The organism is Falsiroseomonas sp. CW058, from assembly GCF_050563535.1.
Classification (GTDB): Bacteria; Pseudomonadota; Alphaproteobacteria; order Acetobacterales; family Acetobacteraceae; genus Falsiroseomonas.
In genome coordinates, this window is the sequence record NZ_JBNXUO010000038.1 from 25,114 (window position 1) to 42,173 (window position 17,060).

17 protein-coding genes are annotated in these 17,060 nt (G+C 74.0%); 12 read left to right on the forward strand and 5 right to left on the reverse strand.

Features of this window, described 5'->3' with window-relative positions:
- Positions 1–7: 7 nt before the first annotated feature.
- Entirely contained in the window at positions 8–967 is a 960-nt protein-coding gene (gene fabD, locus ACK8OX_RS22075; RefSeq protein ID WP_430666420.1) for an ACP S-malonyltransferase, read from the reverse strand.
- A gap of 243 nt (positions 968–1,210) precedes the next feature.
- Between fabD and rpsF the strand changes: the two genes are divergently transcribed.
- From rpsF to ACK8OX_RS22115, 8 genes are all read left to right on the forward strand, one after another.
- Entirely contained in the window at positions 1,211–1,690 is a 480-nt protein-coding gene (gene rpsF, locus ACK8OX_RS22080) for a 30S ribosomal protein S6 (RefSeq protein ID WP_430666421.1), read from the forward strand.
- A 6-nt stretch (positions 1,691–1,696) separates the two neighbouring features.
- Complete coding sequence (gene rpsR, locus ACK8OX_RS22085) at positions 1,697–1,984, forward strand: 30S ribosomal protein S18 (RefSeq protein ID WP_430666422.1); 288 nt, start codon at positions 1,697–1,699, stop codon at positions 1,982–1,984.
- An 82-nt stretch (positions 1,985–2,066) separates the two neighbouring features.
- Entirely contained in the window at positions 2,067–2,969 is a 903-nt protein-coding gene (locus ACK8OX_RS22090; RefSeq protein WP_430666423.1) for a hypothetical protein, read from the forward strand.
- 23 nt (positions 2,970–2,992) lie between these two features.
- Complete coding sequence (gene rplI, locus ACK8OX_RS22095; RefSeq protein ID WP_430666424.1) at positions 2,993–3,562, forward strand: 50S ribosomal protein L9; 570 nt, start codon at positions 2,993–2,995, stop codon at positions 3,560–3,562.
- A 206-nt stretch (positions 3,563–3,768) separates the two neighbouring features.
- Complete coding sequence (locus ACK8OX_RS22100) at positions 3,769–5,289, forward strand: replicative DNA helicase (RefSeq protein WP_430666425.1); 1,521 nt, start codon at positions 3,769–3,771, stop codon at positions 5,287–5,289.
- A 41-nt stretch (positions 5,290–5,330) separates the two neighbouring features.
- On the forward strand, positions 5,331–6,410 hold the full coding sequence (alr, locus tag ACK8OX_RS22105; RefSeq protein WP_430666426.1) for an alanine racemase: 1,080 nt from the start codon (positions 5,331–5,333) through the stop codon (positions 6,408–6,410).
- Between the two features lie 4 nt (positions 6,411–6,414).
- A complete protein-coding gene (locus tag ACK8OX_RS22110; protein ID WP_430666427.1) occupies positions 6,415–7,200 on the forward strand; it encodes an MlaE family ABC transporter permease in 786 nt (261 codons plus the stop codon).
- Complete coding sequence (locus tag ACK8OX_RS22115; RefSeq protein WP_430666428.1) at positions 7,197–7,973, forward strand: ABC transporter ATP-binding protein; 777 nt, start codon at positions 7,197–7,199, stop codon at positions 7,971–7,973. The genes ACK8OX_RS22110 and ACK8OX_RS22115 overlap by 4 nt, the downstream gene beginning before the upstream one ends.
- Positions 7,974–7,979: 6 nt before the next feature.
- On the opposite strand, the gene ACK8OX_RS22120 is transcribed toward ACK8OX_RS22115, so the two are convergent.
- Positions 7,980–9,623, reverse strand: a complete 1,644-nt coding sequence (locus tag ACK8OX_RS22120; RefSeq protein WP_430666429.1) for a sensor histidine kinase — start codon at positions 9,621–9,623, stop codon at positions 7,980–7,982.
- A gap of 169 nt (positions 9,624–9,792) precedes the next feature.
- Here ACK8OX_RS22120 and radA point away from each other — a divergent pair, with 169 nt between their 5' ends.
- The 4 genes from radA (at position 9,793) to ACK8OX_RS22140 (ending at position 14,181) form a co-directional block, all read left to right on the forward strand.
- On the forward strand, positions 9,793–11,247 hold the full coding sequence (gene radA, locus ACK8OX_RS22125) for a DNA repair protein RadA (protein ID WP_430666430.1): 1,455 nt from the start codon (positions 9,793–9,795) through the stop codon (positions 11,245–11,247).
- 135 nt (positions 11,248–11,382) lie between these two features.
- Positions 11,383–11,940: a CvpA family protein gene (locus ACK8OX_RS22130; RefSeq protein ID WP_430666431.1), complete on the forward strand. Its 558-nt coding sequence runs from the start codon at positions 11,383–11,385 to the stop codon at positions 11,938–11,940.
- A gap of 13 nt (positions 11,941–11,953) precedes the next feature.
- Positions 11,954–13,423 carry an amidophosphoribosyltransferase gene (purF, locus tag ACK8OX_RS22135; protein ID WP_430666432.1) on the forward strand — a complete coding sequence of 490 codons (1,470 nt, stop codon included), beginning with the start codon at positions 11,954–11,956 and terminating at the stop codon, positions 13,421–13,423.
- On the forward strand, positions 13,420–14,181 hold the full coding sequence (locus ACK8OX_RS22140; RefSeq protein WP_430666433.1) for an SDR family NAD(P)-dependent oxidoreductase: 762 nt from the start codon (positions 13,420–13,422) through the stop codon (positions 14,179–14,181). Before purF ends, ACK8OX_RS22140 begins: the two co-directional genes overlap by 4 nt.
- Before the next feature lie 9 nt (positions 14,182–14,190).
- On the opposite strand, the gene ACK8OX_RS22145 is transcribed toward ACK8OX_RS22140, so the two are convergent.
- The 3 genes from ACK8OX_RS22145 to ACK8OX_RS22155 form a co-directional block, all read right to left on the reverse strand.
- Positions 14,191–15,102, reverse strand: a complete 912-nt coding sequence (locus tag ACK8OX_RS22145; protein WP_430666434.1) for an FkbM family methyltransferase — start codon at positions 15,100–15,102, stop codon at positions 14,191–14,193.
- Positions 15,099–16,010, reverse strand: a complete 912-nt coding sequence (locus tag ACK8OX_RS22150; protein ID WP_430666435.1) for an FkbM family methyltransferase — start codon at positions 16,008–16,010, stop codon at positions 15,099–15,101. The genes ACK8OX_RS22145 and ACK8OX_RS22150 overlap by 4 nt, the downstream gene beginning before the upstream one ends.
- A 65-nt stretch (positions 16,011–16,075) precedes the next feature.
- Positions 16,076–17,060 (reverse strand): hypothetical protein (locus ACK8OX_RS22155; protein WP_430666436.1); only part of this gene is annotated, 985 nt, incomplete at its 5' end.

The following is a 17,060-nucleotide window of genomic DNA, read 5'->3' on the forward strand; positions in this document are numbered from 1 at the left end:
GCCGCGCTCAGAGGGTCTTCAGGAAGGCTTCGATGTCGGCGGGCGTGCCGATGGCCTCGGCCTTCGCCTCGGGCGCGAGCCGCTTCATCAGCCCGGTCAGCACCTTGCCCGAGCCCACCTCCACGAAGCGGTCGCAACCCATGGCGGCCATCGCCAGGATGCATTCGCGCCAGCGCACCGTGCCGGTCACCTGCCGCACCAGCAGGTCGCGGATCGCGGCGGGGTCGGTCGCCTTGGCGGCGGTGACGTTGGCGACCACCGGCACCACCGGCGCGGCCATCGCCGCGCGCTCCAGCGCCTCGGCCATCGCATCGGCGGCGGGGGCCATCAGCGCGCAGTGGAAGGGGGCGGAGACGGGCAGCTTCATGGCGCGCTTCACGCCGTCGGCCTTGGCGCCCTCGATCGCGCGGTCCACGGCGGCGGCCGCGCCGGAGACGACGATCTGCCCGCCGCCATTGTCGTTCGCCACCTCGACCACCTCCGCCTTCCCGGTCTCGGGGTCGGCGGCGGCGGCGGCGCAGATGCGGCGCGCCTGGTCGATCTCGGCGCCGAGCAGCGCGGCCATTGCGCCGGTGCCGGGCGGCGTCGCCTTCTGCATCGCCTCGCCGCGCAGGCGCAGCAGGCGGGCCGCGGTCGGCACGTCGAAGGTGCCGGCGGCGGCAAGGGCGGAATACTCGCCGAGGCTGTGGCCGGCGACGAGCGCGACGCGGGTGGCGAGGTCGAAGCCGCCCTCCCGCTGCAACACGCGCAGCACGGCGAGGCTGACGGCCATCAGCGCGGGCTGGGCGTTGGCGGTCAGCGTCAGCTCCTCCGCCGGGCCTTCGAACATCAGCTTCGAGAGCTTCTGCTTCAGCGTCTCGTCCACCTCCTCGAACACCTCGCGGGCGGCGGGGAAGGCGGCGGCGAGGTCCCGGCCCATGCCGGGGGCCTGGCTGCCCTGGCCAGGAAAGGTGAAGGCGAGCGCCATGGGGGGATCGTGACCCTGCGGTGTGACGGGTCCGCGGGCCTAGGGCGGGGAAGGGGGCGCGTCAAGCGGCGGAAAGCGCGGCCGGGGGCGGAACGCCCTTGCCCCCGCACCCCCTCCCGTGCTTTACGCCGCGCTCCCCTGCCGGGACCCGAGGCATCGGTCCCGGCTATGCCCGCTTGCGCGCGTCCCATGGCATGGTGCCGATGGACCGCCCCCGGGATGAGACAGCCGAAGGGAGTACCGATGCCCCTGTACGAATGCGTGCTGATGGCACGCAACGACGTCACGCAACAGCAGGTCGAGGCGATCGCCGACCAGATCGAGGCCACCCTCAAGGAGGGCGGCGGCGAGGTCCGCAAGCGCGAGTACTGGGGCCTGCGTGGCCTAGCCTACCGCATCAAGAAGAACCGCAAGGCGCATTACATGCTCCTTGGCGTCTCCGCCCCGCCCGCCGCCCTGCAGGAGGTCGAGCGCCAGCTCGGCCTGCACGAGGACGTGCTGCGGACGCTGACGCTGCGCGTCGAGGCGATCGAGGAGGGGCCGTCCGCCATCCTCGCCCGCCGCGGCGAGGACCGCGAGCGCGACCGCGGCTTCCGCGGCCCGCGCCCGGCCGGCCGCTTCGGGTCCGGCCGCGGCCCCGGCACGGGGCGCGAGCGCGACGACCGCGAGGAGTTCCGGGCGCGCCCGCGCGAGGAACTCGACATGGGCGTGGACGGGGAGTGAGCCGAGATGTCCGACCGTACTGACGACGCGACCCTGAACCCCGCCGCCCGCCGCCCCGCGGTCGGCGCGCGCCGCCCCTTCTACCGCCGCCGCAAGTCCTGCCCCTTCTCCGGCCCGAACGCGCCGAAGATCGACTACAAGGACGTGCGCCTGCTGAGCCGCTTCCTGTCGGAGCGCGGCAAGATCGTGCCGAGCCGCATCACCGCGGTCAGCGCGAAGAAGCAGCGCGAACTGGCCAATGCCATCAAGCGCGCCCGCTTCCTCGCGCTGCTGCCCTACGTCATCAACGACTGACGGACGGGGGCCGGAGGGCAACCGGGCGATGGCGACGGAAGGCCAGGATGGGCCGGTCGGGACCGGGCCGGGCGGCGGGGGGATGACCTCCGACCCGCGCTGGCTGGCCGCGGCCGCCTGCGGCCTCGGCGCCGCCACCCTGGCGCTCTGGGCCTTCCGGGCGCTGCCGGGCGGGGCCGTCGCGCTGTGGCTGTCGCCGCTGCCGCTGTTCGCAGCCGGCATCGGCTTCGGCATGGCGGCGCTGGCGGCCGCGCTCGCGGTCGCGTCGCTGGCGATCCTGTTCTCCGGCAGCGCGCTGGCGCTCGGCATCTTCCTGGCCGCCTTCGGCGTGCCGGTGGCGATGCTGGTGCTGGCGGGCGACCGGCGCGGGCGGATCGACCTGGCGCTGCCCTTCGCGCTGCTCGGCATCATCCCGGCGGGCGGCATCCTGCTCGCGGCCCTCATGCTCGGCGACGAGCCGGGCGGGCTGGAGGGCGCGATGCGCGGCGCGGCGGAAGCCGGGCTGCGGCGGATGGGCCTGCCGGCGCATGACGGGCTGGTGGCCGATCTCGTCCGCGTGAAGGCGGCGGCGATCGGCTTCTGGGTCTCGATGGCGCTGCTGGTCAACGCCGCCGCGGCGGGCGCCCTGCTGGCGCGCACCCGCGTCATCGCCGGCGCGCCGGCCTGGCGCGAGGCGCGGCTGCCGGCCTGGTACGCCGTGCTGCCGGGGCTGGCGCTGCTGCTGTGGCTTGCCGCCGACGACGAGGCCGACGCCGTCCAGCTCTCCCTGCTGCTGGCGCTGATGGTGCCGATCTTCCTGCACGGCCTCGCCGCCTTCCATCGCGCCACGCGTGCGCTGCGGGGGCGGACGATGGTCCTGGGCGGCGCCTATGCCGCCCTGATCGTCATGTCGGTGCCGGTGGCGCTCTCCGTCACCGGCTACGGCCTCTACGACATTCTCAACGGAACCCGGGCCCGGCGCGGTGCGCCGCCGCCGACCCCCTGAACTCAAGCCGATAAGGTGCGGCCATGATCGAAGTCATCCTGATGCAACGGGTCGAGAAGCTCGGCCAGATGGGCGAGCGCGTGAAGGTCCGCCCGGGCTACGCGCGCAACTTCCTCCTGCCGCAGGGCAAGGCGATCCGCGCGAGCAAGGACAACCTGGCGCGGTTCGAGCGCGAGCGCGTCCAGCTCGAGGCGCAGAACCTCAAGCGCCGCGAGGAGGCCGAGCGCGTGGCCGAGCGGGTGTACGGCCTGTCGGTCGTCATCATCCGCTCCGCCGGCGAATCGGGCAGCCTCTACGGCTCCGTCTCCGGCCGCGACATCGCCGATGCCTGCAAGGGCTCGGGCCTCACGCTCGACCGCAGCCAGGTCCAGCTGGAGCAGCCGATCAAGACGCTCGGCATCCACCAGGTGCGCGTCGCGCTGCACCCGGAAGTGGTGATCCCGGTCGGCGTGAACGTCGCCCGCTCCCAGGAGGAGGCCGAGAAGCAGGCCCGTGGCGAGGATGTCCGCGCCGCCGAGCTGGCCGAGGAGGAGGACCTGGAGGCCGAGCTCGCCGCCGAGCTTGCCGAGCTGGGCGCAGCATCGGAACGCTGAAGGCCGCGCGGCCCGCATCCGGGCCGCCAACGATCGAAGGAGGGGGGAGGGGGCTTCGCGGCCACCTCCCCCTTTCCGCATGCGCCCCGCCGGGCATGGCCCGGCGGCCACAGCGGGGCGCCACGGCCACACTACCCCCGTTATCCACAGCCATCCCCAGCGGAGGGGAGGCGCGCGGCCCCCGCCCGCCGCGCTAGACTGCTGCGATGAACACCTTCGGACCTCCACCGGGCTCCCTGGGCGACGGCCTCCTCGGCCTGTCGCAGCGCCTGCCGCCCGCCAACCTGGAGGCGGAACAGGCGCTGCTCGGCGCGCTGCTGGCCAACAACAAGGCCTATGAGCGCGTCAGCGAATTCCTGGCGGCGGAGCATTTCGCCGATGCCATCCATGGCCGCATCTTCGCCGCCATCCAGCGCCGGGTGGAAGCGGGGCAGCTGGCCGATGCGGTGACGCTGCGCGCCGAGTTCGAGCACAACGGCCTGCTCGACGAGGTGGGCGGCCCGGCCTACCTGGCGCAGCTGCTGGGCGCGATGGTCGGCGTCATCAACGCCGGCGAATACGGGCGCGTCATCCACGACGCCTGGCTGCGCCGGCAGCTGGTGGACATCGGCGAGACGGTGGTGAACCGCGCCTTCGGCGCCGAGCCGGAGCTGGATGCGCGCCAGCAGCTGGAAGCGGCCGAGCAGAACCTGTTCGACCTTGCCAAGGACAACGGCGCGGAAGGCGGCTTCGTCAGCTTCGAGAAGGCGCTGGCGACCGCGGTGCAGCACGCGGCGGCCGCCTTCTCCAACCCCGGCGGCGTCTCCGGCCTGTCCACGGGGCTGCGCGACTACGATGCGAAGACGGGCGGCCTGCACAAGTCGGACCTGCTGATCCTCGCGGGGCGGCCGGCCATGGGCAAGACCGCCCTGGCCACCAAGATCGCCTTCGGCGCGGCACGCGCCATCCTGCAGAAGGCGCGGGAGGCGGACCCGAACGCGGTGCCGCGCGGCGGCGTCGCGATCTTCTCGCTCGAGATGAGCTGCGACCAGCTCGCGACGCGACTTCTCTCGGAGGAGGCGCGGATCTCCGGCGACCGCATCCGCCGCGGCGACATCGCCCAGCGCGACTTCGACCGCTTCGTGGAGGTCAGCCGGGAATTGCAGGCGCTGCCGCTCTACATCGACGACACGCCGGCCATCACCATCAGCGCGCTGCGCACCCGCTGCCGGCGCCTGCAGCGCACGCGGGGGCTCGACCTCGTCGTGGTGGACTACCTTCAGCTGATGCGCCCTGCGGCCGGCACGAGGCCGGAAAGCCGCGTGCTGGAGATCAGCATGATCACCCAGGGGCTGAAGGCCATCGCGAAGGAGCTGTCGATCCCGGTCATCGCGCTGTCGCAGCTCTCCCGCCAAGTCGAGAGCCGGGAGGACAAGCGGCCGCAGCTGTCGGACCTGCGCGAATCCGGATCGATCGAGCAGGACGCGGACATGGTGATGTTCATCTACCGCGACGAATACTACCTGGCGCAGCGCCAGCCGAAGGAGCTGACCTACGACAACGCCGAGAAATACGGCGATGCGCTGGACAAGTGGCAGCGCGACATGGAACAGGCGCACAACAAGGCGGAACTGATCATCGCCAAGCAGCGCCACGGCCCGACCGGCACCATCAAGCTGTTCTTCGAGAGCGAGTTCACCCGCTTCGGCGACCTGGATACGCAGCATGATGGCGGGTATGGGGACTGAGTGACCCCCTGCCGCCTCCCCGTCCCGGGGACCGCCCCGCCATGACCCTGCCCGGCCAGGCCGTCCTCCGCATCGACCTTGGCGCCGTCGCCGCCAACTGGCGCGACCTGCGCGACCGCCACGGCGCGCCGGTGGCGGGCGTGGTGAAGGCGGATGGCTACGGGCTCGGCGCCGCCGCGGTGGCGCGGGCGCTGCGGGAAGCGGGCTGCGGGACCTTCTTCGTGGCGCACCTGTCCGAAGGGCTGGCGCTGCGGCAGGCGCTGGGCGCCGGGGCGGCGGTCGCGGTGCTGAACGGCTTCCCGCCGGGCGCCGACGGCGGCGCCGGCCTGCTGCCGGTGCTGAACCACCTCGGCGACATCGCCGCCCATGCCGCCGCGGCCGCCGGCGCGGCGCGCCCGGCCATCCTGCATCTCGACACGGGGATGAGCCGCCTCGGCCTCGATGCGCGCGAACAGGCGCTGCTGGCGGAGGAGCCCGCCCGGCTGCGGGGTCTCGACCTGCGCTTCGTCATGACGCATCTCGCCTGCGGCGACGAGCCCGCGCACCCGCTGAACGCGCGCCAGCGCGACCGCTTCACGGCGGCGGCGGCGCGGATCGCGCCGGGCGTGCCGCGCAGCCTGGCCAATTCGTCGGGCATCTTCCTCGGCGCCGACTTCCGCTCCGACCTTGCCCGTCCGGGCTGCGCGATCTACGGGATCAACCCCGTGCCGGGCCGGCCGAACCCGATGCGCCAGGTGGCGCGGGTCGAGGCGGAGGTCCTGCAGCTGCGCGACGTGCCGGCGGGCGACACGGTGGGCTATGGCGCGTCCTGGACGGCGCCGGGGCCGCGGCGGATCGCCACCGTTGCCGCGGGCTATGCCGATGGCTACCTTCGCGCCCTGTCCGGCCGGTCCCTGGGGATGCTCCACGGCCGCGCCGTGCCTCTGGTGGGCCGGGTTTCCATGGATCTGACGACCTTCGACGTGACCGACGTGCCGCAGGCACGCCCCGGCAACCGCCTGCTGCTGATCGGCGGCGAGGGCAACACGCCGGACGACATCGCCGCGCGCTGCGGCACGATCGGCTACGAGGTGATGACCGCGCTCGGCCGTCGCTACGCGCGCTCCTACGAAGGCGCCTGACGCCTTGGACCGCACCCTCGACCTGACGGCGGCGCTCGGCCGCGTGGTGATCGGCGCGCTGCGCGGGGCGGGCGCCGTCGCGCTTTTCGCGGCGGAGGCGGCGAGCCACCTGTTCCGCCCCCCCTTCTACGGGCGCCTGTTCCTCAAGGCCTTCATCGAGATCGCCTGGTTCAGCCTGCCGGTGGTGGCGCTGACCGCGGTCTTCACCGGCATGGTGCTGGCGCTGCAGTCCTATACCGGCTTCGCCCGCTTCAACGCGGAAGGCGCGGTGGCCAATGTGGTGGTGCTGTCCATCACCCGTGAACTCGGCCCCGTGCTGGCCGGGCTGATGGTGGCGGGCCGCATCGGCGCGGCCTTCGCGGCGGAAATCGGCACGATGCGCGTGACCGACCAGATCGACGCGCTCGGCACCCTGTCCACCAACCCGATGAAATACCTCGTCACGCCGCGGCTGCTGGCGGGGACGCTGGCGCTGCCGCTGCTGGTGGTGGTGGCCGACATCCTCGGCGTGATGGGCGGCTGGCTGATCGGCACGCAGCAGCTCGGCTTCGCCTCGGGCGCCTATCTCAAGGCCACCTTCGACTTCCTCCAGATCTGGGACGTGGTTTCGGGCCTGGTGAAGGCGGCGGTGTTCGGCTTCATCGTCACGCTGATGGGCTGCTGGTGCGGCTACACCAGCGGCGGCGGCGCGCAGGGCGTGGGGCGGGCGACCACCTCGGCGGTGGTCGCAAGCTCCATCCTGATCCTCGCGACCGACTACATCCTGACCGCGATCTTCTTCAGCCGATGAGCGGGCAGGGCATCAAGATCCGCCTGCGCGGGCTGACCAAGGCCTTCGGGCCGAAGGTGGTGCTGGACGGCGTCGACCTCGACATCCGCGCGGGGCATTCGATGGTGATCCTCGGCGGGTCGGGGTCGGGCAAGTCGGTGACGCTGAAATGCATCCTCGGCCTGATCACGCCCGATGCGGGGGTGATCGAGGTGGATGGCCGCGACCTCGCGACGCTGAACCGCCAGGGGCGCGAGGAGGTGAACGACCGCATCGGGATGCTGTTCCAGAACGGCGCGCTGTTCGATTCGCTGCCGGTGTGGGAGAATGTCTGCTTCAAGCTGCTCGCGCAGCGCCGCATCACCCGCCGCGCCGCGCGCGACAAGGCGGCGGAGGTGCTGGCGCAGGTGGGCCTCGCGCCCTCCGTCGGGGACCTCTCGCCGGCCGAGCTGTCGGGCGGCATGCAGAAGCGCGTCGGCCTGGCGCGCGCCATCGCGGCCGAGCCCGACATCATCTTCTTCGACGAGCCGACGACGGGCCTCGACCCCATCATGGGCGCGGTGATCGACGGGCTGATCGTGGACTGCGTGAGGCGCCTCGGCGCCACCGCCGTCAGCATCACGCATGACATGGCGAGCGCCCGGCGCATCGGCGACGACGCGGCGATGATCCACAAGGGGCGCATCGTCTGGACCGGGGCTGCCGCGACACTCGGCGCCACGGGCAACCCCATGGTGGACCAGTTCGCCCGCGGCGAGCGCGAGGGGCCGATCCAGATGGAGCTGCGGCGGTAGCGCCGCTCAGGGCCGCAGCGTCAGCCCGATCCGAACGGCCACGCCGTCCCGCCGCCATTCCGTCGCGACCTCGCCCGCGGCGCCGGCCAGGGCGCGGCGCAGCAGCTGGCTGCCGAAGCCCTCGCGCGTCGGGGGTGCCTCCACCGCCGGGCCGCCGCTCTCGGTCCAGGTGATCGCAAGCCGCGACGGCGCGGGCAGGGACCAGGTGACGCGGACCCGCCCTTCCGGCACCGACAGCGCGCCGTATTTCGCGGCGTTGGTCGCAAGCTCGTGCAGGACGAGGCCGAGCGCCACCGCCGTCTCGGCCGGCAGCATCACCGCCGGTCCCTCCAGCCGCACCCGCCCGATCCCGCCGCCGCGATAGGGCGACAGCACGCTGTCCAGCAGCAGGGACAGCGGCGCGGTCACGCCCGGCTCCTCCAGCAGCAGCGTGTGGGTGCGCGCCAGCGCGCGCAGCCGGTCGCCGAACTGCGCGGCGAAGCCCGCCGGGTCCTGCGTCGTCCGCGCCGAGAGGGTGGCGAGCGACTGCGCGGTGGCCAGCAGGTTCTTCACCCGGTGGTGCAGCTCCCGCACCAGCAGGTCGCGCTGCCTCTCCGCCGCGTCGCGGCGCTCGGCGGCCTCGGCCAGCGCCTCGCCCACCGCATTCACCTCGGCCACCCCGGTGTCGAGCTGGGGCGGGGCGCGGCGGTCGGCGAGGGCGAGGGCGGCGTCGCGCAGGCTCTCGATCGGCCGGCCGATGCGCCGCGCCGCCAATGCGGTGCTCGTCAGCCACAGCGCCACCACCGCCAGCAGCCCGGGCGCGAGCGCCAGCAGCGACCGGCGCAGCGGCGACCCCAGATCCTCCTGCAGGATGCCGATGCCGACGGCGAGCCCGCTGAAGCCCGACACGGCATGCGCGACGGTCACGTTGGCGCCTGCCGCGCTCCGGCCCCGCCACAGCCCGTCCGACGCATCCAGGATCGCGCGCCGCGCCTCGGGCGGCATGGCCCGGCCGACGAAGCGGTCATGGTCCTGCCAGCGCGCGGCGATCACGCCCTCGGCGTCGACCAGGGCGGGGAACTGCCGTTCGGTGAAGCGCGCCCCGCCGGCCTCCAGCGCCCCGCGCAGCGCCTCCGCCGGCACGCCGAGCGAGAGGAAGCCGCCCGGCATGTCGGTCCAGCACGGCGCGGGCTGCACCAGCAGCACCGCATGCCCGCCCGCCGCCGCATCCTCCACCAGGCGGGAGACGGGGCGCGCCGCGGCCGCGGCGGCGCGCGCCGCATCGCCCGCGGCGGCGCCAAGCGCCTGCCCCTGCGGGCGCGCATCCCGCAGCACCCGGCCATCGGCGGCATGCAGCGCCAGCAGTGCGTCGCCGCCCTGCGGCAGGGCATCCAGGCAGGCGTCCGGCGTGTCGCCCACCATCGCGACACGCCGCAGCCAGGCGAGCCGATCGACCAGCAGCGCATCCACCGCGCGCAGGCTGCGCCAGGCATCGGACTGCGCCACCATCTCCAGCTTCAGCCGTTCATGCGCGACATGAACCAGCAGCAGCGCCGCGCCGAGGGCGAACAGGGGAAGCAGCAGCGCGAGGCTCTGCAGCGCGAGCAGGCTCCGCAGGGTCCGAGCCTTGCCGGCCGGCATGCCGGTTGGGTTGGAGGTGACTGCGGCCATGTCCGGCCAGCATGCACCCAATGGCCGCCGGTGCGGAGCGTGGAACCCCCGGTCACCCGGCACGCTGCCCACACGAACCCGTGATCTCGGGCGGAGCCTGGAGGTTCCGCCGCGCCACGGGCTGCGCTATGAAGCTGCGTTCCCGTTTCGTGCCAAAGGACCGCCTGCCGTGGCGAAGGACCGCACCCGCTTCGTCTGCCAGGCCTGCGGCGCCCCCGCCCCGAAATGGCAGGGCCGCTGCGATGCCTGCGGCGAGTGGAACACGCTGGTCGAGGAAGTGGCCGAGGCCCGCGGCCCCGGCCCCGCCGCCAAGGCCAGCGGCGGGCGGCGGGTGGAATTCGTCGGCCTGAAGGGCAGCTCCGCGCCCCCGGCGCGGATCATGACCGGAATCGCGGAGCTGGACCGCGTGCTGGGCGGCGGGCTGGTGCCGGGCTCGGCCGTGCTGGTCGGCGGCGATCCGGGCATCGGCAAGTCCACCATCCTGCTGCAGGCGGCCGCCCGCATCGCCCGCGACGGACGCCGGGCGCTGTATGTGAGCGGCGAGGAGGCGGTGGAGCAGGTGCGGCTGCGCGCCGCGCGGCTCGGCGTCTCGGACGGGTCGGACAAGGGGCGCTTCGGCCTGGCCGCCGCGACCAGCCTGCGCGACATCGCGGCCAGCCTGGAGGGCGAGCCGGAGGCGGCGCTGGTGGTGATGGATTCCATCCAGACCGTCTGGCTCGACGCGCTCGATTCGGCGCCCGGCACGGTCAGCCAGGTGCGCGCCTGCGCGGCGGAACTGATACGGCTCGCCAAGACCCGCGGCTTCGCGATCGTGCTGGTCGGGCATGTGACGAAGGAGGGCACGCTGGCCGGCCCCCGCGTGCTGGAGCACATGGTCGACGCCACGCTCTATTTCGAAGGCGACCGCGGCCACCAGTTCCGCATCCTGCGCGCCGTCAAGAACCGCTACGGCGCGACCGACGAGATCGGCGTCTTCGAGATGACGGAGCGCGGCCTGGTGGAGGTGCCGAACCCCTCCGCCCTGTTCCTGGCGGAACGCCGGGGCAACGTCTCCGGCAGCGCGGTCTTCGCGGGGGTGGAGGGGACGCGGCCGGTGCTGGTGGAGGTGCAGTGCCTGCTCTCGCCCTCCGCCGGCGGCAGTCCGCGGCGGCAGGTGGTGGGGTGGGATTCGGGGCGGCTGGCGATGCTGCTGGCGGTGCTGGAGACGCGCTGCGCCATGGGCATCGGCATGAACGACGTCTACCTGAACGTGGCGGGGGGGCTGCGCATCAACGAACCGGCGGCCGACCTCGCGGTCGCCGCCGCCCTGGTCAGCGCCGCCACCGACCGCCCGACCGACCCGGAGGCCGTCTATTTCGGCGAGGTGGGGCTTTCGGGCGAGGTGCGGCAGGTCGCCCAGACCGAGACGCGGCTGCGGGAGGCGCAGAAGCTGGGCTTCGGCGCCGCGACGCTGCCGCGGCGCGTGGCCCGCGGCTCCGCCCCGCCCGCCGCCATCCCCGGCCTGCGCCTGACCGAGATCGGCCACCTGGCCGACCTGGTGGCGGGCTTCGCGGCGGAGACGGTGCGGAAGAAGAAGCCGGCGGGCGCGAAGGAGGGCGCGCCGAGGGACCCGGCGCCGGCCTGAAGGCGGCCCACGCGCCACCATGACACCCGGCGCCCCGCCCGCTATACCCCCCGCGCGACAGGTCGTCCCTCAGTCCGACCTCGACCGCCGCGGCCCCCCGCCGCGCATCCGGTCCGACTGAGACACTGGGGCGCGATGACCTGGGTCGATGGCGTGGTCCTGGCGGTTCTGCTGGTCTCGGCAGGGCTGGCCTATTTCCGCGGTGCCGTGCGCGAGGTGCTGGGCATCGGCGCATGGGCGGGCGCGGTCGTGCTCGCCATCCTGGCGGAGCCGGCGGCGCAGCCGCTGGCCGCGCAATACGTCCAGCCCCCCTGGCTGGCCACCGGCATCGCGGTCGGCGCGGTGTTCCTGGTGGTGCTGGTGGTCCTGAAGATCCTGATCGCCTGGCTGGCGGGGCGGGTGCAGCGTTCCGCCCTCGGCGGCGTCGACCGTGCGCTCGGCCTCGTCTTCGGCCTCGCGCGGGGTGCGTTCATCGTGGTGCTCGCCTATATCGTGGGCGGGCTGGTGATGCCGGCGGCCGACCACTGGCCCGAACCGGTCCGCCAGGCCCGCAGCCTGCCGCTGGCCGCCGACGGCGCCCGCTGGCTGGTGGACCGCCTTCCCGCCGATTTCCGCCCGCGCCTGGCCGAAGGCGCGGTGAGCCGCGACCCGAGCATGGACCAGCTGCTCCGCCCCGCGGCGCGCAGCCGGTAGCAGAAAGAACGCCATGGACGACCTCCGCCTGGACCGATGGGCCGATGACGACCACCCGCACGAGGAATGCGGCGTGGTCGGCGTATGGGGCAGCGCCGACGCCGCGGCGCTGACCGCGCTCGGCCTGCACGCCCTGCAGCATCGCGGGCAGGAAGCGGCGGGCATCGTCTCGCTCGCCGCCGGCGGGCAGTTCCACGCCCACAAGGGCCGCGGGCTGGTGGGCGACAACTTCGGCGACGCGCAGGTCATCGCCGGCCTGCCCGGGCGCGCCGCGCTCGGCCACAACCGCTACGCGACCACGGGCGAGACGGCGCTGCGCAACGTCCAGCCGCTCTACGCCGATTTCGAGTTCGGCGGCTTCGCCGTGGCCCACAACGGCAACCTGACCAACGCGCATGTGCTGAAGCGCGCCCTGGTGCGCCGCGGCTGCCTGTTCCAGTCCACCACCGACAGCGAGGTGTTCATCCACCTCATCGCCATCAGCCTCTACACCACCGTCACCGACCGGCTGATCGACGCGCTGAAGCAGGTGCAGGGCGCCTACAGCCTGGTCGCGCTGCACAACGGCGCGCTGATCGGCGCGCGGGACCCCATGGGCGTCCGCCCGCTGGTGCTCGGCCGCCTCGCGCAAGGCGGCTTCGTGCTGGCGTCGGAGACCTGCGCCCTCGACATCATCGGCGCGGAATTCGTGCGCGACGTGGAGCCGGGCGAGATCGTGCTGATCGACGATGCCGGCCTGCGGTCCGTCCGGCCCTTCGGCAAGACGTCGAGCCGCTTCTGCATCTTCGAGTACATCTACTTCGCGCGCCCCGATTCCACGGTGGAAGGCACGCCCGTCTACGACACGCGCAAGCGCATCGGCGCGGAACTCGCCCGCGAAAGCGCGGTGGGCGCCGACGTGGTGGTGCCGGTGCCCGATTCCGGCGTGCCCGCCGCCATGGGCTACGCGGCCGAGGCCGGGCTTCCCTTCGAACTCGGCATCATCCGCAACCACTATGTCGGCCGCACCTTCATCGAGCCGACGGACCAGATCCGCAACCTCGGCGTGAAGCTGAAGCACAGCGCCAACCGCGCGACGCTGGAAGGCAAGCGCGTGATCCTGGTGGACGATTCCATCGTGCGCGGCACCACCAGCCGCAAGATCGTGGAGATGGTGCGCCAGGCCGGCGCGACGGAGGTGCACATGCGCATCTCCTCCCCTCCCACCACGCATTCCTGCTTCTACGGCATCGACACGCCGGAACGCGGCAAGCTGCTGGCCGCCAAGCACGACATCGAGGAGATGGCGCGCATCATCGGCGCCGACAGCCTCGCCTTCATCTCGCTCGACGGGCTCTACCGCGCGCTCGGCCGCGCCGGGCGCGACCCGGCCAGCCCCGGCTATTGCGACGCCTGCTTCACCGGCGACTACGCAATCCCGCTGACCGACCAGCAGGACAATTCCGAACGCCCTCCCTCCCTCCTCCAGGCCGCCAACCAGTGACAGCAACCGCAGGTGCCGCGCCCATCGCCGCGGCCGATGCCCCCCTGAAGGACCGCGTCGCCCTCGTCACCGGCGCCTCGCGCGGGATCGGCGCGGCGCTCGCGCTCGAACTCGCCCGGCTCGGCGCGCATTGCGTGCTGGTCGCCCGCACCCAGGGCGGGCTCGAGGAGGTGGACGACGCGATCCGCGCCGCCACCGGCCGCGGCGCCACGCTGCTGCCGCTCGACCTCCAGAAGGACGCGGACAAGCAGCTCGACCTCATCGGGCCGTCGATCTTCGAACGCTTCGGGCGGCTCGACATCCTCGTCCACAATGCGGGCGTGCTGAACAAGCTGACGCCGGTCGCGCATATCGAGCCGCGCGACTGGGCGGAGACGGTGGCGGTGAACCTTTCGGCCGCCTGGCGGCTGATCCGCAGCTGCGACCCGCCGCTCCGCGCCTCCGACGCCGGGCGGGCAGTGTTCCTCACCACCGGCCGCGTGCGGCGCCCGCGCGCCTACTGGGGGATGTACGGCGCGACCAAGGCGGGGATGGAGCACCTGGTGCTGACCTGGGCGCAGGAGGTCGAGAAGACCGCGCTGCGCGTGAACCTCGCCGATCCCGGCGTGGTCGCGACCAAGATGCGGATGCTCGCCATGCCGGGCGAGGACCAGGACCGCCTGCCCCAGCCCGGGGACGTGGCCCCCGGCCTCGCCGCGCTCTGCCTGCCGTCGGAGACGCGGCACGGCGCGCGGGTGGAGATCGCGCCGGGGGCGTGACGCCGCGGGCTACACCCGCCCCGCGGTCAGCACCAGCATCGTGTCCTCCCGCCGGCCGAGCATCTCGTTCGCGTCGACGGGGCGGACCCGGCCGTCGAGGCGAAGCTCCCGCAGGGCGAAGCGGGCGGTCATCTCCGCCACCAGGCGCGCCGGCTCCCGGCAGCGCAGGGCGTTGAATTCCAGCAGCACGGTGATGCCGGGGTTGGCGTCCAGCACGCCCTGCATCCCGGCCCAGACGGCCTCCTCCGCGCCCTCCACGTCGACCTTGATGAAGTCGACGCGCGGATCCTCCATGTCGTCGAGCCGGAGCGTCGAGACGGCGACCTCCATCACCTCCAGCATCTCCACCGGCTCTGCCTCCCCAGGCTCCACCAGGCGGCCGTTCTTCGGGTCGTCCAGATGGGCGCGGAAGCGCAGCGTGCCGCGGCTGCGGGCGGTCACCGCGGCGCGGATCACGGCAGCGCGGTCCGCCATGCCGTTCAGCGCCAGGTTGCGCTCCGCCAGCAGCGCCAGGCGGGGATTGGGCTCGAAGGCGGTGACGCGGCCCGCCGGCCCCACCGCATCGGCCATCAGCACGCTGAAATAGCCGAGATTGGCGCCGACATCCCAGGCCACCTGCCCCGGGCGCAGGCGGCGCGCGACGAAGGCGGTGGTCCAGTATTCCCAGAAGCCGTCCAGCATCAGGTGCGGCGCAAGGCCGAGATCGCGGCTGTCCACCAGCATCTTGTAGCGGCCGAGCACGCGGCTCAGCACCGTGTGCGCATCCAGCGGGACGTTGTGGCAGCGTGCGCGGATCGCGGCGCTCACCGCCCCGCGCCCGGCCGCGAGGTCCGCCAGCGCCAGGAGCTTCGTCCCGCGCGCCAACGAGGGCGGCCGGCGCAGCAGGGGAAGCCGCGACAGCAGGCCGGGCCAGCCGGTCATGCCGGGTTGCCCCGCGCCGCGACGACGTTGCGGATGCCGCCCTCGAAGGCCGCGAGGGCGGCGGCGGGCAGGGGCTCCAGCGCACCGCCCGCACCCACCAGCCAGAAGCGGAAGCCGAGCGCGGCGAGGTGCGCCGCCACCTCCGGCGCCGGGGTGCCCTGGCCCGCCAGCATGGCGGGCGCCCATTCCAGCAGCAGCCGGGCATCGGGCGAGCGTTCCAGCAGCCGCCGCATCCCCCGCAGCGCGCGGCCCTCCATCCCCTCGATGTCGAGCTTCGCGACGCCGAGCCGCGTGGCGGGGTCCGGCAGCAGGTCGTCCACCGCCACCATCCGCGTGGTGATGGCGTGCCGCCCATCCGCGCGCGGGCCGGCGCCGGGGATGGCGGCATCGAGGAAGCCGCCGCCCGACCACTCCGGCTCGAACAGCAGCGTCGCCGCGCCCGCGGCATCCCCCACCGAGGCGAGGTGCAGCGTCACGCGGTCCGCGAAGCCGTTCACCGCGACGGAACGCCGCAGCAGCCCGGCATGGCGGGGGTTGGGCTCGAAGGCATGCACCTGGCCTGCCGGGCCGACCGCCGCCGCGGCGGTCAGCGCGAAGACGCCGAGATGCGCGCCGAGGTCGAGCACGGTGTCGCCCGGGCGCAGCATGCGTTCGAAGGCGCAGAGCTCGTCCGGTTCCCACGCGCCATGCGTCATCAGGTGGGGCGCGATGTCGGTGCCGCGCGTGTCGAGGTAGAGCATGATCCGCCGGTTCAGCAGCGCCAGCGCGGTGTGGTCGCCGAGATAGGTGGCCTGGGCGAATTGCCGGGGGGGCGTGCGCGCGGCGAGGAAGGCGATCGCCTCCTCCAGCCGCTTCTCGAGACGGGCGATGCGCGCGGGGAGGGTGAGGAGATCGGCGAGGCGAGCCATGCCGGCCGGACCCTAGACCATGCGCGGCGCCGGCAGAAGCGCCGGCGCCGGCCTGCCCGCGGGCGTCACGCCCCCGCGGCGCGCGGCGCCTGCGGGGCGCGCCAGACCTGGGCGCCGCTGCGCGTGGCGAATTTGGGCCGGCGCAGGTCCAGCACGGCCGGCTGCTCCGCCAGCAGCGTCCAGCCCGCCGCCGACAGCAGGCGGATCGCCGTCATCTCGTCGAGCCGCCCATGCGTCGCCAGCGACAGGATGCGCACCCGCTCCGTCAGCAGCGGCATCGCCCCTTGCAGCAACGGCACCAGCGTGCCGGCCGGCGCGACCTGCACCCAGTCCCAGGACGGGGCCTCGGCCAGGATGTCCTGCACGGAGGCGCCGCGCGCGGGGCGGGCGGCGGGTGCGGGGCCGATCTCGGCCTGCTGGAAGCGATGCGCGGCGGGGTCGATGCCGTTGGCGGCCGCGTGTTCCAGCAGGGCGGCGAAGCGGCGGGGATCGGCCTCGCTGGCCTGGAGGACAGGCGTCAGCCCGCGCCGGCGGGCGGCGACGGCGCCGGCCAGCAGCAGGTCGCCGCGCCCGGCGCCGATGGAAAGCGCGTGCCAGGTGCCGGCCGCCGCGGCGACGCTGCGGGCGAGCCCCGCCCATTCGGCCGCGCGCGCGCGGCTGTCGCCGGCCACCGGGGCGGGCAGGACCTTGCCGGCCCCGGCCGCGAGGTCCGGCGCGATGCCGAGCGGCGTGCGCAGGCCGAACCAGTCCACGATGAAGCCGGGCTCCCCGGCAGCCCCGGCGCCGAGCGCCTCGATCGCCGCGAGGTCGGCCGCATCCGGCCCGCGCGCGGCGGCGTCGCGCGGCGGCGCAGTGGCGGGGGCGGAACCAGGGGCGGAACCAGGGGCGGCACCGGCCAGGATCGCCTGCCTCAGCGCGGGCAGGTCGGGCAGCCGGCCGAACAGCCGGAATTCGCGGGGCGTCGGCGCCCGGTCCAGCAACAACTCGACGGCGAAGCGGATCTGCTCCTCGGAGGGCGGCTGGCGCGGGCGTCCGGCCGCGGCTGGCGGG

Excerpts from the sequence above, each read along its gene's own strand:
- fabD (WP_430666420.1), bottom strand. The coding sequence starts at position 967 with ATGGCGCTCGCCTTCACCTTTCCTGGCCAGGGCAGCCAGGCCCCCGGC.
- rpsF (WP_430666421.1), top strand. The coding sequence starts at position 1,211 with ATGCCCCTGTACGAATGCGTGCTGATGGCACGCAACGACGTCACGCAA.
- rpsR (WP_430666422.1), top strand. The coding sequence starts at position 1,697 with ATGTCCGACCGTACTGACGACGCGACCCTGAACCCCGCCGCCCGCCGC.
- ACK8OX_RS22090 (WP_430666423.1), top strand. The coding sequence starts at position 2,067 with ATGACCTCCGACCCGCGCTGGCTGGCCGCGGCCGCCTGCGGCCTCGGC.
- rplI (WP_430666424.1), top strand. The coding sequence starts at position 2,993 with ATGATCGAAGTCATCCTGATGCAACGGGTCGAGAAGCTCGGCCAGATG.
- ACK8OX_RS22100 (WP_430666425.1), top strand. The coding sequence starts at position 3,769 with ATGAACACCTTCGGACCTCCACCGGGCTCCCTGGGCGACGGCCTCCTC.
- alr (WP_430666426.1), top strand. The coding sequence starts at position 5,331 with ATGACCCTGCCCGGCCAGGCCGTCCTCCGCATCGACCTTGGCGCCGTC.
- ACK8OX_RS22115 (WP_430666428.1), top strand. The coding sequence starts at position 7,197 with ATGAGCGGGCAGGGCATCAAGATCCGCCTGCGCGGGCTGACCAAGGCC.
- ACK8OX_RS22120 (WP_430666429.1), bottom strand. The coding sequence starts at position 9,623 with ATGGCCGCAGTCACCTCCAACCCAACCGGCATGCCGGCCGGCAAGGCT.
- ACK8OX_RS22130 (WP_430666431.1), top strand. The coding sequence starts at position 11,383 with ATGACCTGGGTCGATGGCGTGGTCCTGGCGGTTCTGCTGGTCTCGGCA.
- purF (WP_430666432.1), top strand. The coding sequence starts at position 11,954 with ATGGACGACCTCCGCCTGGACCGATGGGCCGATGACGACCACCCGCAC.
- ACK8OX_RS22145 (WP_430666434.1), bottom strand. The coding sequence starts at position 15,102 with ATGACCGGCTGGCCCGGCCTGCTGTCGCGGCTTCCCCTGCTGCGCCGG.
- ACK8OX_RS22150 (WP_430666435.1), bottom strand. The coding sequence starts at position 16,010 with ATGGCTCGCCTCGCCGATCTCCTCACCCTCCCCGCGCGCATCGCCCGT.